Annotated in this window: 17 protein-coding genes; 9 read left to right on the forward strand and 8 right to left on the reverse strand. The window is 52.2% G+C overall.

All coding sequences use genetic code 11. The features are described from left to right. Nucleotides 1-2: 2 nt before the first annotated feature. Nucleotides 3-1,103 (reverse strand): carbohydrate kinase, encoded by a 1,101-nt coding sequence (locus tag M2298_RS23340; protein WP_122966681.1) that lies wholly within the window; start codon nucleotides 1,101-1,103, stop codon nucleotides 3-5. A gap of 182 nt (nucleotides 1,104-1,285) precedes the next feature. On the opposite strand from M2298_RS23340, the gene M2298_RS23345 reads away from it, so the two are divergent. The 4 genes from M2298_RS23345 to M2298_RS23360 all read left to right on the forward strand — a co-directional run bounded on the left by M2298_RS23345 (nucleotide 1,286) and on the right by M2298_RS23360 (nucleotide 3,750). Beyond that, nucleotides 1,286-1,720 (forward strand): MarR family winged helix-turn-helix transcriptional regulator, encoded by a 435-nt coding sequence (locus M2298_RS23345; protein ID WP_122966682.1) that lies wholly within the window; start codon nucleotides 1,286-1,288, stop codon nucleotides 1,718-1,720. A gap of 125 nt (nucleotides 1,721-1,845) precedes the next feature. Then, nucleotides 1,846-2,472 (forward strand): FMN-dependent NADH-azoreductase, encoded by a 627-nt coding sequence (locus M2298_RS23350; RefSeq protein WP_122966683.1) that lies wholly within the window; start codon nucleotides 1,846-1,848, stop codon nucleotides 2,470-2,472. Between the two features lie 76 nt (nucleotides 2,473-2,548). Next, a complete protein-coding gene (locus M2298_RS23355; protein ID WP_122966684.1) occupies nucleotides 2,549-2,935 on the forward strand; it encodes a DoxX family protein in 387 nt (128 codons plus the stop codon). A gap of 53 nt (nucleotides 2,936-2,988) precedes the next feature. Further along, complete coding sequence (locus M2298_RS23360) at nucleotides 2,989-3,750, forward strand: pirin family protein (RefSeq protein ID WP_173599966.1); 762 nt, start codon at nucleotides 2,989-2,991, stop codon at nucleotides 3,748-3,750. A gap of 164 nt (nucleotides 3,751-3,914) precedes the next feature. Here M2298_RS23360 and M2298_RS23365 read toward each other — a convergent pair whose 3' ends face one another. Then, nucleotides 3,915-4,355, reverse strand: a complete 441-nt coding sequence (locus M2298_RS23365) for an Lrp/AsnC family transcriptional regulator (RefSeq protein ID WP_167470392.1) — start codon at nucleotides 4,353-4,355, stop codon at nucleotides 3,915-3,917. 195 nt (nucleotides 4,356-4,550) lie between these two features. Between M2298_RS23365 and M2298_RS23370 the strand changes: the two genes are divergently transcribed. Beyond that, entirely contained in the window at nucleotides 4,551-5,732 is a 1,182-nt protein-coding gene (locus M2298_RS23370; protein ID WP_173599965.1) for an MFS transporter, read from the forward strand. A gap of 89 nt (nucleotides 5,733-5,821) precedes the next feature. On the opposite strand, the gene M2298_RS23375 is transcribed toward M2298_RS23370, so the two are convergent. Then, nucleotides 5,822-7,333, reverse strand: a complete 1,512-nt coding sequence (locus M2298_RS23375; protein ID WP_122966687.1) for an acetyl-CoA hydrolase/transferase family protein — start codon at nucleotides 7,331-7,333, stop codon at nucleotides 5,822-5,824. 150 nt (nucleotides 7,334-7,483) lie between these two features. Beyond that, nucleotides 7,484-8,155: a LytTR family DNA-binding domain-containing protein gene (locus tag M2298_RS23380; RefSeq protein WP_122966688.1), complete on the reverse strand. Its 672-nt coding sequence runs from the start codon at nucleotides 8,153-8,155 to the stop codon at nucleotides 7,484-7,486. A gap of 174 nt (nucleotides 8,156-8,329) precedes the next feature. On the opposite strand from M2298_RS23380, the gene M2298_RS23385 reads away from it, so the two are divergent. The 4 genes from M2298_RS23385 to menC all read left to right on the forward strand — a co-directional run bounded on the left by M2298_RS23385 (nucleotide 8,330) and on the right by menC (nucleotide 14,375). Continuing rightward, on the forward strand, nucleotides 8,330-10,354 hold the full coding sequence (locus M2298_RS23385) for a sigma-54 interaction domain-containing protein (RefSeq protein WP_280649149.1): 2,025 nt from the start codon (nucleotides 8,330-8,332) through the stop codon (nucleotides 10,352-10,354). A gap of 180 nt (nucleotides 10,355-10,534) precedes the next feature. Next, entirely contained in the window at nucleotides 10,535-11,956 is a 1,422-nt protein-coding gene (locus M2298_RS23390; RefSeq protein ID WP_122966703.1) for a YfcC family protein, read from the forward strand. A gap of 72 nt (nucleotides 11,957-12,028) precedes the next feature. Next, entirely contained in the window at nucleotides 12,029-13,171 is a 1,143-nt protein-coding gene (locus M2298_RS23395) for a M20 peptidase aminoacylase family protein (RefSeq protein WP_280649150.1), read from the forward strand. A 55-nt stretch (nucleotides 13,172-13,226) separates the two neighbouring features. After that, the gene (gene menC / locus M2298_RS23400; protein ID WP_274874751.1) at nucleotides 13,227-14,375 is read left to right on the forward strand and encodes an o-succinylbenzoate synthase; all 1,149 of its coding nucleotides are present in this window, start codon (nucleotides 13,227-13,229) and stop codon (nucleotides 14,373-14,375) included. Nucleotides 14,376-14,441: 66 nt separating this feature from the next. Here the strand turns inward: menC and M2298_RS23405 are convergent, their stop codons facing one another. The 4 genes from M2298_RS23405 to M2298_RS23420 form a co-directional block, all read right to left on the reverse strand. After that, complete coding sequence (locus M2298_RS23405; RefSeq protein WP_173599964.1) at nucleotides 14,442-15,350, reverse strand: hypothetical protein; 909 nt, start codon at nucleotides 15,348-15,350, stop codon at nucleotides 14,442-14,444. Nucleotides 15,351-15,465: 115 nt separating this feature from the next. Continuing rightward, nucleotides 15,466-15,759: a HesB/YadR/YfhF family protein gene (locus M2298_RS23410; protein WP_173597943.1), complete on the reverse strand. Its 294-nt coding sequence runs from the start codon at nucleotides 15,757-15,759 to the stop codon at nucleotides 15,466-15,468. Nucleotides 15,760-15,906: 147 nt separating this feature from the next. Continuing rightward, nucleotides 15,907-17,196, reverse strand: a complete 1,290-nt coding sequence (locus M2298_RS23415) for a sensor histidine kinase (RefSeq protein ID WP_122966694.1) — start codon at nucleotides 17,194-17,196, stop codon at nucleotides 15,907-15,909. Then, nucleotides 17,196-17,870: a response regulator transcription factor gene (locus M2298_RS23420; RefSeq protein ID WP_122966695.1), complete on the reverse strand. Its 675-nt coding sequence runs from the start codon at nucleotides 17,868-17,870 to the stop codon at nucleotides 17,196-17,198. Before M2298_RS23420 ends, M2298_RS23415 begins: the two co-directional genes overlap by 1 nt. Nucleotides 17,871-18,250 lie beyond the last annotated feature (380 nt).

The following is an 18,250-nucleotide window of genomic DNA, read 5'->3' on the forward strand; positions in this document are numbered from 1 at the left end:
TTTTATCGCTCCTTTTCGTATTGTTCAACGGTCAATTGCAGTTGTTCCGCTTTGAGCAAGGGAGAAACGGACTGCTCTGTCTGCAAAGTCAGAGCGGATGCTGCCAAACCGAGACGGCAAGCAGCCTGGAACGACTCCCCGTTCACGATGCCGTACAACAGGCCGGACGCAAACGCATCGCCTGCCCCTGTTACATCAACTACCTCAGTCGGATACGGCGCCATCTGCTCCGATACGTCCTCCGACTGATAAAAAATTCCTGCTTCGCCCATGGTGACGATGACGTGCTTGACGCCTCTCTCCCTGATTTTCTTGCACGCTTCGGCGCAATCCTCGATGGAGTTGATCGTCATGCCGGAAAGCAGCTCCGCTTCCTCCCGATTGGGCAGGATCGCTTCGACTCCGTCCAATTGCTGTGGGAGCTTTTTCGCTTTTGCAGAAGAGACCGGGTCAACAAAGAGTCGGATGTTTTCCTCCCGGCAACGGCTAATGATGTAGGCCAAGCAATCCTCCGGTATGTTCGTATCGATAAAAATCGCGTGGGCTGCTGCAATGTGCGACCATTTCTCGGCAAACATCTCCGGTGTGAGCGCGTCGTAAATATCCATGTTCGCCAAAGAAACGACCATTTCTCCATCGATATCGAGCAATGCGGTATACGTGCCTGTGCGCTGCGTAGGCAAGCGCCACACCTGGCTGATATCTACTCCGTGCTTTTTCGTCTCCTGCACGATCCACTCGCCTTCCTTATCTTCACCGATGCTGGTGAACAAGGATGTATTGCATCCCAGTCGTCCAAGGTTCTCCGCGATATTGCGGGCAACCCCGCCACACGATTCCATGATCGTAACCGGATTGGAGGAATGCAGACGCACGGCTTGCTTTCCACGCGCTTTTCGGTCGAGGTTCGCTCCACCGATGCAAGCGATCATGCCTTCGTCCCGCAATACGTACGCTCTGCCTTTAATCTCGCCGCGCTTGGTCAACTGAGCGATATACCCCGCTACAGCCGACCGCGAAATCCCGATCAAGTCAGCCAGCTCTTGCTGGGAAATGAACGGATTTTGCCGGATGTGATGAAGGATCAACATATCTTTCTCCACGGTCATCCTCCTTTCTTCTGATTAGCATTCACAGCTTTGTTTACAAACAAAAGTCTATCACAAAAACATTTGTTTTGCAAAGGATGATTTTATCCCCCCTCTATTTGACAAACGGATGCGACTTCATGTAAAGTTATCTTAAATTCAAGATATCGAAAATTCGTTGGAAAGGAGGGTTTTTCATGGATCGCAATGATTCCCTCGATCTTTTTGTCGTATTATCGAGATCATATAACTGGGTCACTGCCCACTCCAATCGGCACATCCGCCTGCACGGGCTGAATCCTACCGAGTTTGGCGTCCTGGAAGTTCTCTATCATAAGGGCCCGCAGCCATTGCAGCAAATTGGCGAAAAGATCCTGATCTCCAGTGGAAATATCACCTACGTTGTGGACAAGCTAGAAAAGAAGCAACTGTTGATTCGCAAACCCTGTTCGGCCGACCGCCGGGTCATTTACGCCGAGCTGACGGAAAAAGGCCATGCGTTTCTGGCAGACATTTTTCCTTCTCATCAAGAGGCGATTGAAAAAGCGGTCGCGGGACTTACCCCGGAAGAACAACAGCAAGCGATTGCTTTGTTAAAAAAGTTGGGACGTGCTGCTCAGGAGAATTATTAGACTGGGCAGCACCCACCGAGGGTAAAAAAGGTGTTGACAAAACCTTCAACACGTAATAATCTTAAAATCAAGATTTACACATTAAAAGTTATCTGCTTACAAAAAGAAAGGGGAATATTTTTCTCATGAGCAAAGTACTTTTCATTAAAGCAAATGATCGCCCAGTTGAGCAGGCAGTAAGCGTAAAGCTGTACGAGGCTTTCGTAAAATCTTATAAAGAAACGCATCCAAACGACGAGATCGCCGAGCTGGACCTGTTCGCAGAAAACCTTCCTTACTACGGAAACGACCTGCTCACTGCCATGTTCAAAGCTGGACGCGGCATGGAGCTGACTGCTGAAGAACAAAAAGGCGCTGAACTGGTGAGCAAATATTTGAACCAATTCACTGATGCAGAAAAAGTAGTTATCGCATTCCCTATGTGGAACTTCACCGTTCCTGCTGTTCTGCACACCTACGTTGATTACCTGTCGCAAGCAGGCAAAACGTTCAAATATACAGCGGAAGGCCCTGTTGGACTGATGGGCGACAAAAAAGTAGCTCTCCTGAGCGCACGCGGCGGCGTATACTCCGAAGGCCCAATGGCTGAAATCGAGCTGGCTAACCGCTACGTTCGCACGGTGCTTGGCTTCTGGGGCATCAGCAATGTGACAGAAGTGATCGTAGAAGGTCACAACCAATTCCCGGACAAAGCAGAAGCAATCGTAGCAGCAGGCATCGAAAAAGCAGCAAAACTGGCGGAATCCTTCTAAGGCCCGCCAGCCTTTCTTGTCCTAATATCTCAAATTTGAAATACTATAATTTAAAATAATTAAGGAGAGATGAAAAATGATGGATCTTGGATTGTTGATTATTCGCTTGGTGATTGGGTTGTCGTTTGCAGGTCACGGTGCGCAAAAGCTGTTTGGCTGGTTCGGTGGCTACGGTTTGAAAGGCACAGGCGGCTGGCTGGAGTCCATCGGGGTCAAACCTGGTGTTGCCATGGCCCTGCTTGCCGGATTGGCTGAACTGGTCGGCGGCTTGCTGTTTGCAGCAGGTGTCGGTACATGGGTCGGCGCTCTCCTCATTGTCTTCACAATGTTGGTTGCGATTGTGAAGGTTCACGGTCAAAATGGATATTGGGTAACGCAAAACGGCTACGAGTACAACCTGACTTTGATCGCTGTCGCTATCGGTGTCGCTTTGATCGGTCCAGGAGCATACGTTTTGTTTTAAGCAACACTCGCTAAGCCCGTAAGCCAGCATTCCACCAAGGGAGGACACAGCAGATGGAAATCCGCGTCTATACACAGAATGAACAAGCAAAAGGACACTTTGGCGACGGTGAAATCGTAGAAAACAAACCGATTGGCTTCCCCCACGAAGGTTCCGTCGTAAAACGGGTTGGCCCACTTTTTTACTGGGCATGGGCAAAATCACTGCAAACGTTTGAAATTCCTCTTCACCCGCATTCCGGCTTTGAAATTTTGTCCTATGTCTTGAAAGGTACAGTGGGTCATCGGGATACGCTGGGCAATTTGCAGCAAGTGACAACAGGCGGCGCTCAGATCATGCAAACAGGATCAGGAGCTTACCACGCCGAAGAATTGGGCAAAGATACGGAAATGTTCCAAATCTGGTTTGAGCCGCACCTGGCAAAAACCACAAAGACTCCGCCGACTTACAACCAGTATGATCACGAAGAGTTTCCAAGCGAAACGACGGATGGCGTATCGGTGAAAAGCATCATTGGTTCTCAAGCTCCCATTTCGCTCGTGACCGACTCTTCAATGAAAGACATTGCCATTCCGGCAGGCAAAGCTTTTTCGCTGGAGCTTCCGGCTGGCTACGCTCACGCTGTCGTCGTCGTGGAAGGCAGCGGGAACATTTTGGGTAGTGAACAGTCAGCAACTGCGAACACAGGCGACTTTGTCGTCGTTTCAACCGAAGCAGCGGAAACCATCACCTATCAGGCAAAAGACGATGCTCCCCTGCGCTTGGTGCTGATCCAGGTGCCGCTCGAAGTCGACTATCCGCTTTACCGCAAATAATTTCTTGTATCCAAACTGCAAACAAAAACCGCCCTTATGCATGAATATAGCCATAGCTTCACAAAGACCGTCACCTGCTCGTGGCGGTCTTTATTTTTTGTACATGAACGAAAGCGGCCCCGCCTGGCCTGGCTACAGCGGAGCCTTTTTTGCTGGGAAAACGCTCAAAAAATCTTCTCTTCCTCCAGCATCATTTTTTGTTCAAAAGGAGCCGTCAACACAATCAGCGTATAAGAGTAACCGAAATCTCCGGTGCGTTCCGAAAAAGCTACCAACTCCTCCGTAGAACGGGTGACGACCTTCAGCATGTAGTTGTACTCCCCGCTGATCCGGTACATGTCGGTCACTTCAGGCGCCTGCTTGCAAAAGTCGATAAAAGCGGCGCACTGCTTGGTGCGGAACATGACAAAAGCAGTCGTGTGCTTGCCCAGCTTCTCCTGCGAGATCGCCGCGTGATAGCCGGTGATCACGCCTTGTTCTTCCAGACGGCGCACCCTCTCCTTGACCGCTGGCTGCGTCATCCCGATGATTCGCCCCATCTCCGCCAACGGTATCCGCGAATTTTCATGCAACAGGCTAATGATTTTGTAATCGACCTGATCCACTTTTATCACCCTTTCGATTTCATAAGCGCTAACCTGCAAATAACTTGCTTCTATATAGAAATACAAGAGAAACACCTTGGTTCATGCATGTAAATTATAAAAATTGTTTCGTAAAATGTCACTACCGAGATGCTCACTGACCAGCGCGCGGTCAGGCGGCATGAAAAGCTTGTTTTTCCAAGGAGTGAAGCCGCTTTGTCCAGACGTACACTGATTTTGTTGCTGGCACTGGGAGAATTTATGGTGGGCACCGCCGAATCGATCGTAACAGGCATCATCGGCATGATCGCAAATGACACCCACGTCTCCGTCTCCCTGGCTGGCCAGCTTGTTACAGCCTTTTCCCTGGCTTTTGCTTTCGGTTCACCGATTTTGATTGCGCTCACGGCAAAAATGGAGCGCAAAAAGCTCATCCTCTGGGCGCTTTTTGTGTTCATCCTGACGAATTTGCTCGCTTTCGTCAGCCCTGGGTTCTCCCTGCTGTTGTTCTCGCGTATTTTGCTCGGGCTTTGCGGCGGCATTTACACGGTGGTTGCTCTCGCGCAAGCCGCCAATATGGCCTCCCCCGAGAAAAAGGGCAGCTCCATTGCCATCATTCTCATGGGCTTTAGCCTCTCGCTTGTGCTCGGCGTTCCGGCTGGCACGATGCTCGGCGAACTGTGGGGCTGGCGGTCTGTATTCGCCCTGATCGGCGTCCTGACCATCATTCCGTTCGCAGCCATTCTTGCCTTTTTGCCAAAAGAACAAGGCGAGGCAGCCATCCCCTTGCGCCAGCAGCTGGCAGCGTTACGCAACCGCCGCGTGATTCACGCCCTGCTCCTCTCTTTGTTCTTCGTCACAGGGTACTCGACGGTTTACACGTACATCACCCCGCTCTTGCAGAGCACGACCGCCATGTCTACCGCCTGGGTAAGCGCTACGCTGTTCATGGCTGGTCTCGCCAGTGTCGCGGGTTCGCGAATCGGCGGTGTCGCCACTGACAAATGGGGCGTCCGTCGCACCTTGTACATCAGCCTGGTAGTGCATGCGCTCGTCCTGTTGTTTTTGCCCTTGTCCACCATGCTGTTCGCAGGCGCGATTGTGGCAGTCATGTTCTGGGTGGCTGCGGTTCAGACGACTGTCCCTGCCCAGCAGTATTACCTGATTACTTTGTCTCCGCACTCGTCCCAAGTCGCGCTCAGCATCAACACCTCGGTTTTTCAACTGGGGCTGGCACTTGGCGCAGGGCTGGGCGGATTGATCGTCAACCATGCGGCGATTGTGCATGTGAGCTGGGTTGGCGGCTTGCTCGTGCTCGCAGGGCTGGGCTTTGCCGTCGCATCCTTTTCTCAGCCAAAAGAAAGCGGAACAGTAACAATCGCTTCCGCCAAAAGGTAAAGCAAGCACAGACACAAGCAAACCCGTCCAGGCATCGACGCCCGGGCGGGTTTGTTTTTTACCGCTGTTATTCTCCTACAACTCTTAAACTATACGAGAGCCGGCTCATGCGCAAGCATCGTGCCTTCCTGCGCGTACCGCACATGCCAGGAGAACGCTTTTTCCAATACGTGCGGAGTATGCCCGCCGCGTGTGAGCGCTTCTTCATAATACGCTCTCAATTGATCCCGATAGAGCGGATGGGCGCAGTTCTCGATGATTTTCAAGGCGCGCTCTCTTGGAGCCAGGCCGCGCAAATCAGCCAGTCCTTGTTCCGTGACGATAATATCGACATCGTGCTCGGTGTGATCCACATGAGACGCAAACGGAACGATGCTGGAAATTTTCCCGCCTTTGGCAATCGACTTGGTGACGAAAATGCCAAGACGAGAGTTGCGGGCGAAGTCGCCGGAGCCGCCGATGCCGTTCATCATTTTGCTGCCGGATACATTCGTGGAATTGACGTTGCCGTAAATATCCACCTCAATCGCCGTGTTGATCGCAATCAGTCCGAGACGGCGGATGATTTCCGGATGGTTAGTAATTTCCTGCGGACGCAGCAACAGCTTGTCGCGGTATTGGGCAAAATGACGCGTGACGTGCTCCATTTTTTCGGCAGTCAGCGTGATCGAACAGCCGGAAGCAAACGAGATTTTTCCCGCATCGATCAAGTCAAATACCGCATCCTGCAATACTTCCGAATAAACAGTCAGGTCGGTGAACTCCGAGTCCAAAAAGCCGTTGAACACCGCGTTGGCTACAGACCCGATGCCCGATTGCAGCGGCGCGAGATTTTTCGGCAAACGGGAAGCTTTCACTTCCTCGCGCAAAAACGCAATCAGATGGGCGGCGATCTGAGCTGTCTCCTCATCCGGCTCCACAATCGTCGATGGCGAGTCGAGCTGGTTCGTCAACACGATGCCTTTGATTTTATCCATATCGACCACAATTCCCGCTGTGCCGATTCGCTGATCGACTGCTGTAAGCGGGATCGGCTCGCGCTCTCCCTGTTTCCCTGGTGTGTAGATGTCGTGAATGCCTTCCAGTTCAGCAGACTGAGCCAGATTCAGCTCAACGATGACATGCTTCGCATAATCGACGAAGATGTTCGAATTGCCGACGGATGTGGCCGGAATGATCATACCATCCTCCGTAATTGCAACCGCTTCCACAATCGCGTAATCAATGGCGGCCATTGCTCCCTGACGAATCAGCTCTGCCGTGTGGGACAGATGCTGGTCGACAAACATCATGCTGCCGTCATTGATTTTTTTGCGCATCACGGGATCGGCCTGAAAAGGCAAGCGTTTGCTGACGATTCCCGCTTCCGCCATCACGGCATCCACATCGGAACCGAGCGATGCGCCTGTATATACGTTCACTCCAAAAGGTTTGTTTTCTCTTTTGACCAGCTCGGCCAATGCGAGCGGCACGACTTTGGCATCCCCTGCACGAGTGAAGCCACTTAACCCGATCGTCATGCCATCCTCGATCCAACTCGCTGCTTCCTCAGCTGTCACGATTTTATCTGCCATTCGTTTATCGCGTAAGCGCTCCCACATCATTGTGACCCCCTATGCCATCTTTTCTTGCTCCTACACTAGCACAAGGAATCTGAGCGGGCACTCAATTTTCAACAAAGCAGAATATTTGAGCAGATAATTAGAAAAAAAGACAGCGAACCATTCTCAGCGAAACGACGTTGTTCCTTGTTAAAAGCCGAGCAGTTGCCGGAACGCACTGGCATACGTCTGACTCACGGGCACTCTCGTCTTCTGCTTGTCCTTCATCTCCAGCAAAAACGTCGAGTGAAAATGCGGATGGATGAAGCCAATCGCCTCCATGTTCACAAAATACGAGCGATGGCAACGCACGAACCGCTCCGGCGGAAGCATGTATTCCAGCTCGGACATGCTGTACTTGTTCGCGTACGATCCAGTGGCCGCATGCAACAGCGTCTTGCCTTCATTCGAGCTGATATACACAATCTCATGCAACGGAATCGGCAGCCAGCCATCTTCCCCTTTTCCAATCAAAAACGACAGCCGCGGCTGCGGATTGGCAAGCGGAACGCTTTGCAAAGGGTAGATGGCGGTGATACAGCCCATGACCTCTCCACTTTTGAACAACGGAAGCGACAAACCGTAGTACGGCACTCCAAAAATCCGGCTTTCTACCTGATGCCCTACTTTGCCTCTTTCCATCAATGCCTTGTGAGTCGCTGAGCCAACCGGAACCTGATCGCCCGGTGCAATTTTCAAGTCTATGTTTGAGCTAGGCTGATAATACAAATATTGCGTTCCATCCGATATGGCAATGGACACTTCTTCTGGCACAGCTTGACCGATCATTTGCAGCATCTCTGGAACAAATGTGTTCTCCATGCTGAATCCCCCTGCTCCTCTTCTCGCTTTTTCCTTCTCCTTCTATTAAACCACACTTCCCGCCTGGCAGATCAATCCTTGTCTTTCCTTTGCAGACAAGGGAATCCATCCATCGCCGGACAGCCGTTGTGCTATCATTAGTAGCAACAGTTTTCCCAGAAAAGGCGGTGCACCATGGATCACACCATTGTCTTGATTGCAAAAGGAACCGATACGCTCGCTTTTTTGCTGAAAGAGCTGCGGGCGTACTTCGAACCGTATTGCAAGGTCATCGGTTATGCCAGCCACGAGCCAATCCCGGACCTCTCCGGGGTATCACACGTCTTCATCACGACAAGGGCACCCGAGTTGTATACGATCGCCCGTCAGGCTGTACCCGAGACGGTGCCGATTACCGTCCTCAACCGTTTCTTTGAATTGCGCAAAATCAAGGCGCTCATGCAAATTCCGCCCGGAACGACCGTACCTGTCATGAACAACTCGCCCGTCACCGCGCAAGAAGTCATTCAAAACTTGCGGGAAGCCAACATCGATCACTTGCACTACGTTCCGTTCCACCCCGGCTGTACGTTCGAAGAGGCGGAATTTCAGTATGCGATCATCATGAGCATTCCCGACGTTCCGCTGCCGCCTCATGTGGAAATCATCGACCTCGGCTTCCGCAAAATCAGCATCCACGATCTGATCGATACTGGGCGCAAGGTAGGGGTTCCGATTGAATGGGAGCGGCAATATCTCTCCACTTTTATCGCCGAAATGTCCGAGTTGGCCAAAATGCTCGGAACTTCCTATGCGGAGGTGCAGAAGCTGAACAGTCAGCTGCAATCTACGTTTCAAGCTGTAAAAGACCCGGTCATCGCCTGCAATGAAGCTGGCTTGATCACGTTTATTAACGATGCGGCCGTCGAACTGTTCTGTCCACTCGAAACAGCGATCATCGGCAAACCGTATACCACGCTGAAAGAGTCAAGCCAGCTCGCCCCCTTTTTCAAGCAGGAGGGCCAGGAAGACACGCTCATTGCCATCGAGCAGAGACAATTCATTGTCCGCAGCCACAGCATTCGCAGAGGCCACGAGCAGCTTGGCTTCGTCTGCACGTTAAAAGACGTGACCGAGATTCAGCGCCTGCGCACGCAGCTCACTTTGCGCGGGCACACGGCTACTTATTCTTTTGCGGATATAAAAGGAGACAGCCAACCGCTGCTACACGCCATCGAGCTAAGCAAAAAAATGGCGAAAAACAACCAGACGATCTTGCTGACGGGGGAAAACGGCACGGGAAAAGAGTTGTTTGCCCACGCCATTCACCAGCATTCCTTGCAAAAAAACGGCCCTTTTGTCGCCATCAACTGCGCGTCGCTGCCGGAAAACTTGCTGGAAAGCGAGCTGTTCGGCTACGATGATGGAGCTTTTACGGGGGCGCGAAAAGGCGGCAAGCCAGGTCTGTTCGAACAGGCAGATGGCGGGACGATTTTCCTCGACGAGGTTGGCGATATCTCCCCAGCGATCCAGGTCAAGCTGCTTCGCGTCCTTCAGGAAAAGCAAGTGATTCGCGTCGGCGGCACAGGCATTTTGTCCGTAGACTGCCGGGTGATCGCGGCAACCAACCGCAATCTGGAGGATGCCGTCAAAGAAGGGGCGTTTCGCGAAGACTTGTTTTACCGCCTCGCCGTCTTGCCAATCGAGATTCCGGCGTTGCGGGAACGGATCAGTGACATCCCGCTGCTGATTGACGATCACCTCAAGCAGCAAGGCATTCGCAAAAGCTGGTCGCCGGAAGTGATGGAGCTTTTGCTTGCCCATGATTGGAGGGGAAATATTCGGGAGCTGAAAAACGTGGTGGACTACGCCATTACGGTAAGCGAGCATCCTGTCATTGGCGTATCCGATCTCCCCAAGAGGCTGACCGAGCGTATTTTTCAAAAGCAATCACTGGCTGCCGTCGTGCCGCTTGACGATGAACGAAATCTCGATATTTTAATCGCCCTGTATCAATATTACCTCTCCAACAAACCAGTAGGGCGCTACCAACTGGCGCATTCCCCCGCTCTGCAAGCGAACGGCTGGACGGAAAGCGCGCTGCGCAACCGCTTGAAACAGCTGGAGCAGCTAGGCTTGGTGCGCTCTGGAACAACACGTCAAGGAACCTTGATAACGCGAGACGGCATCGAGGTGCTGAGGAAGCATGGGAAAATCTAGGGAAAGATTTTTGAATATTAGGATGTATTAGGTCGAATAAATCCTAATAAACATTCCTAAAGAGTGCGTTTTCTATTGGAGGAGCACCTTCTTCGTCCGATGAAAACGCCTTTTTTCGTGAATTTTCGACACTTGGCATGCCACTTGCTTATAAAAAGCCAAAAAAAGCGAGGTGACCTCATGGCTACACAACATCCTTCTCCTCAAGCAACGCCAGCCAAGAAACGTTTTTCGGTCCCACACACTTATGCCATTCTCTTTATCATCATTATTTTGGCAGCGCTTGCTTCTTACGTGCTCCCTACTGGCGAGTTCGAACGCGTCAAGGACGCAGCCTCGGGTAAAACGATTGTCGTGAACGGCAGCTACCACCCTGTCGAAAGCAGTCCTGTCGGATTTTTTGACATGTTCAAAGCGATTCCGGAGGGCATGCAAAAAGGCTCGCAAATCATCTTCTACATCTTCATCGTCAGCGGCGTTTTCGGAATCATCCGTCAAACGGGCGCGATTGAGGCGGGCATCAACAAAGGCGTCCGCTATCTGGAGGGCAGGGAAAAGCTCCTGATCCCCGCTTCCATGTTCCTCTTCTCCATCGGGGGCTTCACGATGGGGATGGCGGAAGAAAGCATCATTTTCGTCCCGATCGGGATTGCGCTCGCCCGGGCAATGGGCTTCGATGCGGTAACGGGTACGGCCATGATCACGATGGGCGCGGCTGCCGGGTTCATGGGCGGTATGCTCAACCCGTTCACGGTAGGGGTAGCACAATCTCTGGCGCAACTGCCGCTCTTCTCCGGCTTGACTTTCCGCGCCGTAGTTTACGTTTTCGTCCTCGGCTTTGCCATCTGGTACGTCATGCGCTATGCCTACCGTGTCAAAGCTGACCCGACCCAAAGCGTGATTTACTCGATCGAAAAACAGGAAAGCACCGATCAGGTCGCTGTCGAGATTCCAGACCTCAACGGACGCCACAAGCTTGTCTTTTTGGTGATGGTCTGTGGGCTGTCCTTCAACGTCTACGGCGTGTTCGAGTACGAATGGTTCCTGACTGAACTGACGGCTTCGTTTTTAATCATGGGTCTGGTTGCCGGGCTTGTCGGCGGCCTGAATGTAGACAAGCTGTTTGACTCCTTTGTCGCTGGCGCCAAAGCCGTTACCTTCGGCGCCCTGATCGTCGGCTTTGCCCGGGCGATCACCGTCGTGCTGGAAGAAGGAAAAATTATCGATACGATGATTTACGCCCTGACTTCCGCCATCGGCCATTTGCCGGATGCGATCAACGTACTGGCTATGTTCCTGATTCAAGCGGTGCTCAACCTGTTCATTTCGTCCGGAAGCGGCCAGGCTGCGACAACGATGCCGATCATGGTGCCGATTGCAGACCTGCTTGGCATTCAGCGCCAGATCGCCGTTCTTGCGTTCCAGTACGGTGATGCGGTGACCAACTCGATCATCCCGACTTCTTCGGCACTGATGGGCTACTTGGCTGTCGCAGGCATCCCGTACGAGAAATGGGTCAAATTCATCTGGAAGCTGCTGTTGGGCTGGGCACTCATCGCCGCTGTCGCTCTGATCGTTGCTGTCACCATCGGCGTTTCCTAGACACGATTTTTGCCAATTGACTGGCTGGGCCATGACGTGGCGCAGCCCCGGTCGTAAACCTATGGAGGAACCATGCGCACAACTATCGAACAATTGCAGCCCGCCATTTTTTCTCTGTATGAGCACTTGCACCAACATCCTGAGGTTAGCTGGCAGGAAGTCGAGACGACCGCTTATATCGCCCGCTTTTTGCAAGAACACCGTTGCCGGGTCACTACTTTTGCCGATGTGACAGGCGTAGTAGCTGAGTGGGGAGACTTGACCCCCGGCGGATTGACGGTCGGCGTGCGGGCTGACATGGACGCTCTCTGGCAAGAAGTAAACGGCGTCTTCCAGGCCAACCACTCTTGCGGGCACGATGCTCACATGACGATGGTGCTGGGAGTGCTCATGATCTTGCAGGCGCAAAATATTCAGCTTCCCGGACGTCTCAAGCTGATTTTCCAGCCGGCTGAGGAAAGCGGAAACGGCGCTCTGGCTATGGTCAAAAAGCAAGTTGTCGACGATATCGACTACTTGTACGGCGTCCACCTCCGGCCGATTCAGGAGATTGGGCAAGGTACGGCTGCCTCGGCGATTATGCACGGCGCGGCAGGCACCATTTTTGGACAAATCAAGGGAGACGATGCCCACGGAGCGCGTCCGCATCTCGGGGTCAATGCCATCGAGGTCGCAGCCGCCATCGTCGAGCAGCTCAAAGGCATTCATCTCGATCCGCTCATCCCGTATTCCGTGAAAATGACGCAGCTTTCTGCGGGCAGCAAGAGCAGCAATATCATTCCCGGCTCCGCCCAGTTCCATCTGGATTTGCGCGCGCAGACGAACCCTGTCATCGACGCGCTCTTTTCCCGAGTCGAACACATTTTGCAACATGTAGCCCGGCTTTATGAGGTAGACTTGTCTTATGACATCACCGAGCGGGTATACGCGGCTGAAGTCCATGAGGAAGCTCGGCAAATCATGGCCGATGCGATTGTCCAGACGCTTGGCGCAGACAAGCTGGAAGCGCCGATCCAGACGCCGGGCGCGGAAGACTTCCACTACTACACCAAAGAACGGCCTCATCTGCGCGCAACCATGCTGGGGCTGGGCTGCGGCCTGGCACCCGGATTGCACCATCCGCAAATGACTTTTGCAAAAGAATCGCTGCTGGATGGCATCGAAATTTTGGCCCGAACGGTACTCACCACGTTTGAGCGGCATGCAGGCAAGTAATCTCGCCTGCAACCCGCCTTCGCTCATCCGAATACATGTCTGAGGAGAGATGGTCATGAAAATCGAACGCGTCGATCTGCAAAGAATCAAGATTCCCCTGACTGCCCCGTTTGTCACCAGCATGGGGCTGGAAACTCACAAGGAATGTATTCTCGTCCGCGCCTACAGCGGCAATCACGTAGGCTTTGGCGAGAGCGTCGCGATGGATGTCCCGGTTTACAACGAAGAAGATGTCGACACCGTCTGGTACATGCTTGAAAAGTACCTGATTCCCCAACTGTTTACCCGCGACATCGAGCATCCTGATCAAGTTTCGGAAATCTTCTCCTGGATGCGCCGCAACCAGATGGCCAAATCCGCTCTGGAAGGCGCTGTCTGGGACTTGTACGCCAAAATGAACGGGCTGTCCCTCTCCCAGGCGCTTGGCGGCACACGCACGACAATCGATGTCGGCGTCAGCATCGGAATCGAGCCAACCATCGAAAAATTGCTGGAACGAGTCGACGGCTTTATCCGCGACGGGTACAAAAAAATCAAGGTGAAAATCAAGCCGGGCTTTGACGTAGAGCCGATGCGCGCCATCCGTCACACCTTTGGCCCTGACGTCCCGCTGATGGCTGATGCCAACTCGGCTTACACGCTCGCAGACATCGACATGCTGAAACAGCTCGACGAGTTTGGCCTGATCATGATTGAGCAGCCTTTGGGACACGACGACATCATCGACCATGCGACATTGCAACGCGAGCTGAAAACGCCTATTTGCCTTGACGAGTCGATCCACACCGTCGAGGATGCCCGCAAAGCGATTGAACTCGGCAGCTGCCGCATCATCAACATCAAGATCGGACGCGTCGGCGGCCTGACAGATGCGAAGAAGCTCCATGACTTGTGTGCGGCAAAAGGCGTTCCGGTCTGGTGCGGCGGCATGCAGGAAGTCGGGATTGGCCGCGCCCACAACATCGCCATCGCTTCGCTGTCCAACTTCACCATCCCGGGCGACACGTCGCCATCTCACCGCTACTTTACAGAGGATGTCGTTACGCCGATGATCGATTTCGTTTCGCCGGGCGTTCTGTCCGTCCCTACCGGAGCAGGCATAGGTTTCACGATTAATGAAGCCGCCATTCTCCGATCGCTGGTGGAGCATAAGAGCTACTACGCGAATCAAGAGTCCACGACGACCGTCATTCCGGGCTGGTAATGCATTGATGAAAATGAAAACAGGGACGCCACAGCGGCTTCCCTGTTTTTTCGTTATCGAGCGCTTTTAGTCCATAATCGTCAACAGCTTGCACAGGTTGCGCTCGGCGCCTGCCCTGTCTTCTGCCGGCAATTTTTTCAGCAAGTCCAGCGCAGCGTACGGCAGCTTTAGCGCGTGAGGGTCGCTATACGTCTTCTCCCAATACGCCGGCGCGAAAATCTCGGCAAAAGCTGGCTCTTTTACTTCATCCTCCAGCACAAACTCCGGTCGCTGACGGTCGAGATAGGTTTGAATCCGATGATTGGCGATTCCCGCCTTGACCATCTCTCCGTAGCCGAAACGCTCCAACTCAGTCAAAGCCTGGGCATGCGTCACGCTGTGGACGACCTCGCCTGCAAAGTGATAGCGCTGCCCATCAATCACCCGCCCAGGGATGACTGTATGTAGCTCGTCAAACGTCCTGACCGCCATCTCGTCGGTCGTGTCGTATGGCGCCACTTCCGAAGCCACGTCCTCCGTCCTGATCGCAAAATAGTTGGCGATGCCCCAATAGCGGGTTGGTCTGTCTTCTTTTGTCCTTTTCAGCAATTCAACCAGCCCGCTGACAATGCTCGGACGGATCAGATCGGGACGTTCCTTGAGCGCTTTCAATGCCAGCACGCCCAATGCCAAACCATGTCCGGAGGTGCGCAGCTGCTGCGTATTTTGCTTGAGTCTGTAAATGACGCTGTCCAGCAAGGCGGGATCAGCTTCTTCTTCCTGGTCCAACGGGGCGAACCATTCCGGCTTCAATTTCCGGAAAGCTTCACAGGTTCGCTCAATCCCCTCTATTACGTGACGAGGCAAATCATGCTCCTGATTCATGTAGTAGCCTGCCAGCAATGCCGCACCGTAATGACCCTCGAACCATCCTTCTTGCGCCGCGCGCGCCATTCCCACCAAGCCTAGCTCCAAATACGAATCGAGTAACCGCATGTAACATCCTCCTTTTACCAATTGGATCTTGCATTTATAATATAACATATATTTTAGTTTGTTAAGTGTAAAAATAAAAATGACTCCATCTCGCGGAGTCATTTGCTTCTCATCATTATTGTTCATCCAGACGGAAATCGACTTCGTCAGTCGCTGGACGGTAGTCCACGATCAGTCCTTTTCCGTTCATATACCACAACTCGTCTTGTTCCATATAAAAAGTAATGCCATCTATTACGGTAGACAGTCCGATTTCGTTCGGCAGTTCTTTGGCGATCCCCATGGAAAAGGAATCCTGAACCGTGCTTACCCCTCCATATCGGACAAAAAAGCGAATGCTGTCGCCCTCTTGGCAGCCCCACTCTTCTTTAAACCACGCTACAGCTGCTTCCGTTACCGTCATCTTCATCAAACGCCACTCCTCTCTTCCCTTGTAGTTTACCTTACTTTCTAAATATGTAAAGCAAAAAAGTATACTATCAGCACTTTATCCTTGTCTGCAAAAGAAAAACCGATTCCCTTGAAGTGGAAATCGGTTCTGCCTCTGTTCCTCTGTTTACTTTACTGGAAGTGTAACCAAAAAGCTGGTTCCTATGCCTTCCTCGCTGCTCACGTGAATTTTGCCATGGTGGGCGTCCACAATCCATTTGGCGATGGACAGGCCCAATCCCGTGCCTTCTGTGGAGCGGGAGCGCATTTTGTCCACGCGGAAGAAACGGTCGAACAAATACGGAATGTTTTCTTTGGAAATGCCGATTCCGCTGTCTTTTACCAGGATGGCGACGCGGTTCCCGTCTTTTTTGCAAGAAACGTAAATGCTGCCGCCTTTGTTTGTGTACTTGAGGGCGTTGTCCAGCAAAATGACCAGCAACTGATGCAGACGCTCTTCATCTCCGGCAATTTCCAGCGGCCCTTCGATGTTCGTCTCCAGGCTGATTTCTTTTACGATCGCAAGCTGGGTAAACACCTGTGTGCATTTTTGCACGACCTCGTCCAGACGGATGCGTTTGCTCATGATTTGCAGCTCGTTGGAATCGCTGCGAGCCAAGGTCAGCAAATCAGCCACCAGCTTGCTCAGCCGCTTCGCCTCCTGCATGCCAATCATGATTTTCTCGCTTTCCTGCTCTATCGTATGGTCCGGGTGGCGAAACAGGCGCTCCAGATTGACCATGATCGCGGTCAACGGAGTGCGCAGCTCATGCGAGGCATCGGCGATGAACTGCTGCTGCTTTTCCCACGAAACCTGGATCGGAATAAGCGCGCGCCTTGCCAAAAACCAGCCCGCCACGATGGCAATGACGACGCTGACAGCACCACCGATCACGACGACGTACAACAAGCTGCTCAGCATGTTTTGCTCAGGTGCGAGATTGTAGATCAATTGAAACTGATAGGCGATTTGCACTCGATCGCCCACGACGACTTTTTTGGGCACAGTTACTGTCTGTACCCGATACATCTGGCCTCTGATGGATACCGTCTCAGTCCCGTCTGGTTTGTCGATGTGCAGAAACTCGGGGAAATCCTCCGGCTCCAGCCGATCTCCAAAGGCTGTTCCCATCACTTGACCAAAGCTGTCCCAGACGAGCAACGTGTACCTGCGCTCCAGGTCGATATACTTTTTTCGCTCCATCCGGTTGTACGGAAAAGATTCATCGTCCATTCGCTGCAAGCGAGGCAAGGGATCTACGGTAAGACGCTGACTCACTTTTTCCAGTTCGCGGTCTACTTGCGAGTAAAGCCGATACTTCATCGTGTAGTAAACAGCGCCTCCTAGCAGGTTGAGCAGCAGAAATACCACGATGACATTCAGTGTCACCAGGCGAATCCGCGTTTTTCGAAACATTAACGTTCTTCCTTTTTCAAAATATAGCCCACGTTGCGGATCGTGCGGATAAAGCTTTCGTACGCTCCCAGCTTTTTGCGCAAATAGTGGACGTACAAATCAACTACCCCGTAATTCGCTTCTGAGTCAATTCCCCATACACGGTCAAAAATTTGCTGACGCGTCAAGATTTGCTCCCGATTTTGCAGAAAATACTTGAGCAGTTCGTACTCCTTGGTCGTCAGCTTCATCGGCTCATCATCCACGAAACCGTCGTATTCATTTACTTTTAAAGAAATGGGACCGTATGTCATTTCGCCTTCCGTACCCGTCTTCCCATTGCGGCGCAGCAAAGCTCTCGCTCTCGCTGTCAGCTCTTCCGCAGCAAACGGCTTGACCAGATAATCGTCAGCTCCTGCATCCAGTCCTTCCACTCTTGCCTTGACGCTGTCCTTTGCTGTCAGGAACAAAACAGGTGTCATAATTCCTTTGGCACGAAGCGTTTTTACCAGAGTCAGGCCATCCATACCGGGCATCATGATATCGAGCACCAGCAAATCGTAGATGTCTCGCTGCGCCAGCAACAAGCCGTCATCTCCCCGATCAGCCGTATCTACCTGATAGCCTTCATCACTCAAAACGCCAGCAATAGTCTGTAACAGGGCTTGTTCGTCTTCGACTGCAAGAATCAGCATGGAAATCCCCTTTCATGAAAAGTGCTAGCTGTGTGCGTATCCGTTGCGACTTCTTGTTCCATGTTCCTCTGCCGTTTTCAGCATGAATCACTATTTCATCCAGCATAGCATAAACAGCTGGAATCACAATGCACATAAATAGACAGACACTTTCATTACAGCACGCCTTTTTTTGAATTGGATTTGAAAAAAGAAACAGACCATCGTTTTTTGCAAATACGCGCAAACAAAAAAAGCTGCATTCTCCATTACTCGCAAAAGTAATCGAGAATACAGCTTTTCTGCTTGTTCCTTCAAAACTGAATACGCATGATTGCTAAGCATGTGTGGATAAGTCCTCGACCGATTAGTATTCGTCAGCTCCACGCGTTACCGCGCTT

Origin of the sequence: Brevibacillus sp. 1238, assembly GCF_029892995.1 — a bacterium.
Taxonomy (GTDB): domain Bacteria; phylum Bacillota; class Bacilli; order Brevibacillales; family Brevibacillaceae; genus Brevibacillus; species Brevibacillus parabrevis.

Excerpts from the sequence above, each read along its gene's own strand:
- M2298_RS23375 (WP_122966687.1), bottom strand. The coding sequence starts at position 7,333 with ATGTGGGAGCGCTTACGCGATAAACGAATGGCAGATAAAATCGTGACA.
- M2298_RS23345 (WP_122966682.1), top strand. The coding sequence starts at position 1,286 with ATGGATCGCAATGATTCCCTCGATCTTTTTGTCGTATTATCGAGATCA.
- M2298_RS23380 (WP_122966688.1), bottom strand. The coding sequence starts at position 8,155 with ATGGAGAACACATTTGTTCCAGAGATGCTGCAAATGATCGGTCAAGCT.
- M2298_RS23390 (WP_122966703.1), top strand. The coding sequence starts at position 10,535 with ATGGCTACACAACATCCTTCTCCTCAAGCAACGCCAGCCAAGAAACGT.
- M2298_RS23360 (WP_173599966.1), top strand. The coding sequence starts at position 2,989 with ATGGAAATCCGCGTCTATACACAGAATGAACAAGCAAAAGGACACTTT.
- M2298_RS23415 (WP_122966694.1), bottom strand. The coding sequence starts at position 17,196 with ATGTTTCGAAAAACGCGGATTCGCCTGGTGACACTGAATGTCATCGTG.
- M2298_RS23405 (WP_173599964.1), bottom strand. The coding sequence starts at position 15,350 with ATGCGGTTACTCGATTCGTATTTGGAGCTAGGCTTGGTGGGAATGGCG.
- M2298_RS23385 (WP_280649149.1), top strand. The coding sequence starts at position 8,330 with ATGGATCACACCATTGTCTTGATTGCAAAAGGAACCGATACGCTCGCT.
- M2298_RS23355 (WP_122966684.1), top strand. The coding sequence starts at position 2,549 with ATGATGGATCTTGGATTGTTGATTATTCGCTTGGTGATTGGGTTGTCG.
- M2298_RS23350 (WP_122966683.1), top strand. The coding sequence starts at position 1,846 with ATGAGCAAAGTACTTTTCATTAAAGCAAATGATCGCCCAGTTGAGCAG.
- M2298_RS23410 (WP_173597943.1), bottom strand. The coding sequence starts at position 15,759 with ATGAAGATGACGGTAACGGAAGCAGCTGTAGCGTGGTTTAAAGAAGAG.
- M2298_RS23395 (WP_280649150.1), top strand. The coding sequence starts at position 12,029 with ATGCGCACAACTATCGAACAATTGCAGCCCGCCATTTTTTCTCTGTAT.
- menC (WP_274874751.1), top strand. The coding sequence starts at position 13,227 with ATGAAAATCGAACGCGTCGATCTGCAAAGAATCAAGATTCCCCTGACT.
- M2298_RS23420 (WP_122966695.1), bottom strand. The coding sequence starts at position 17,870 with ATGCTGATTCTTGCAGTCGAAGACGAACAAGCCCTGTTACAGACTATT.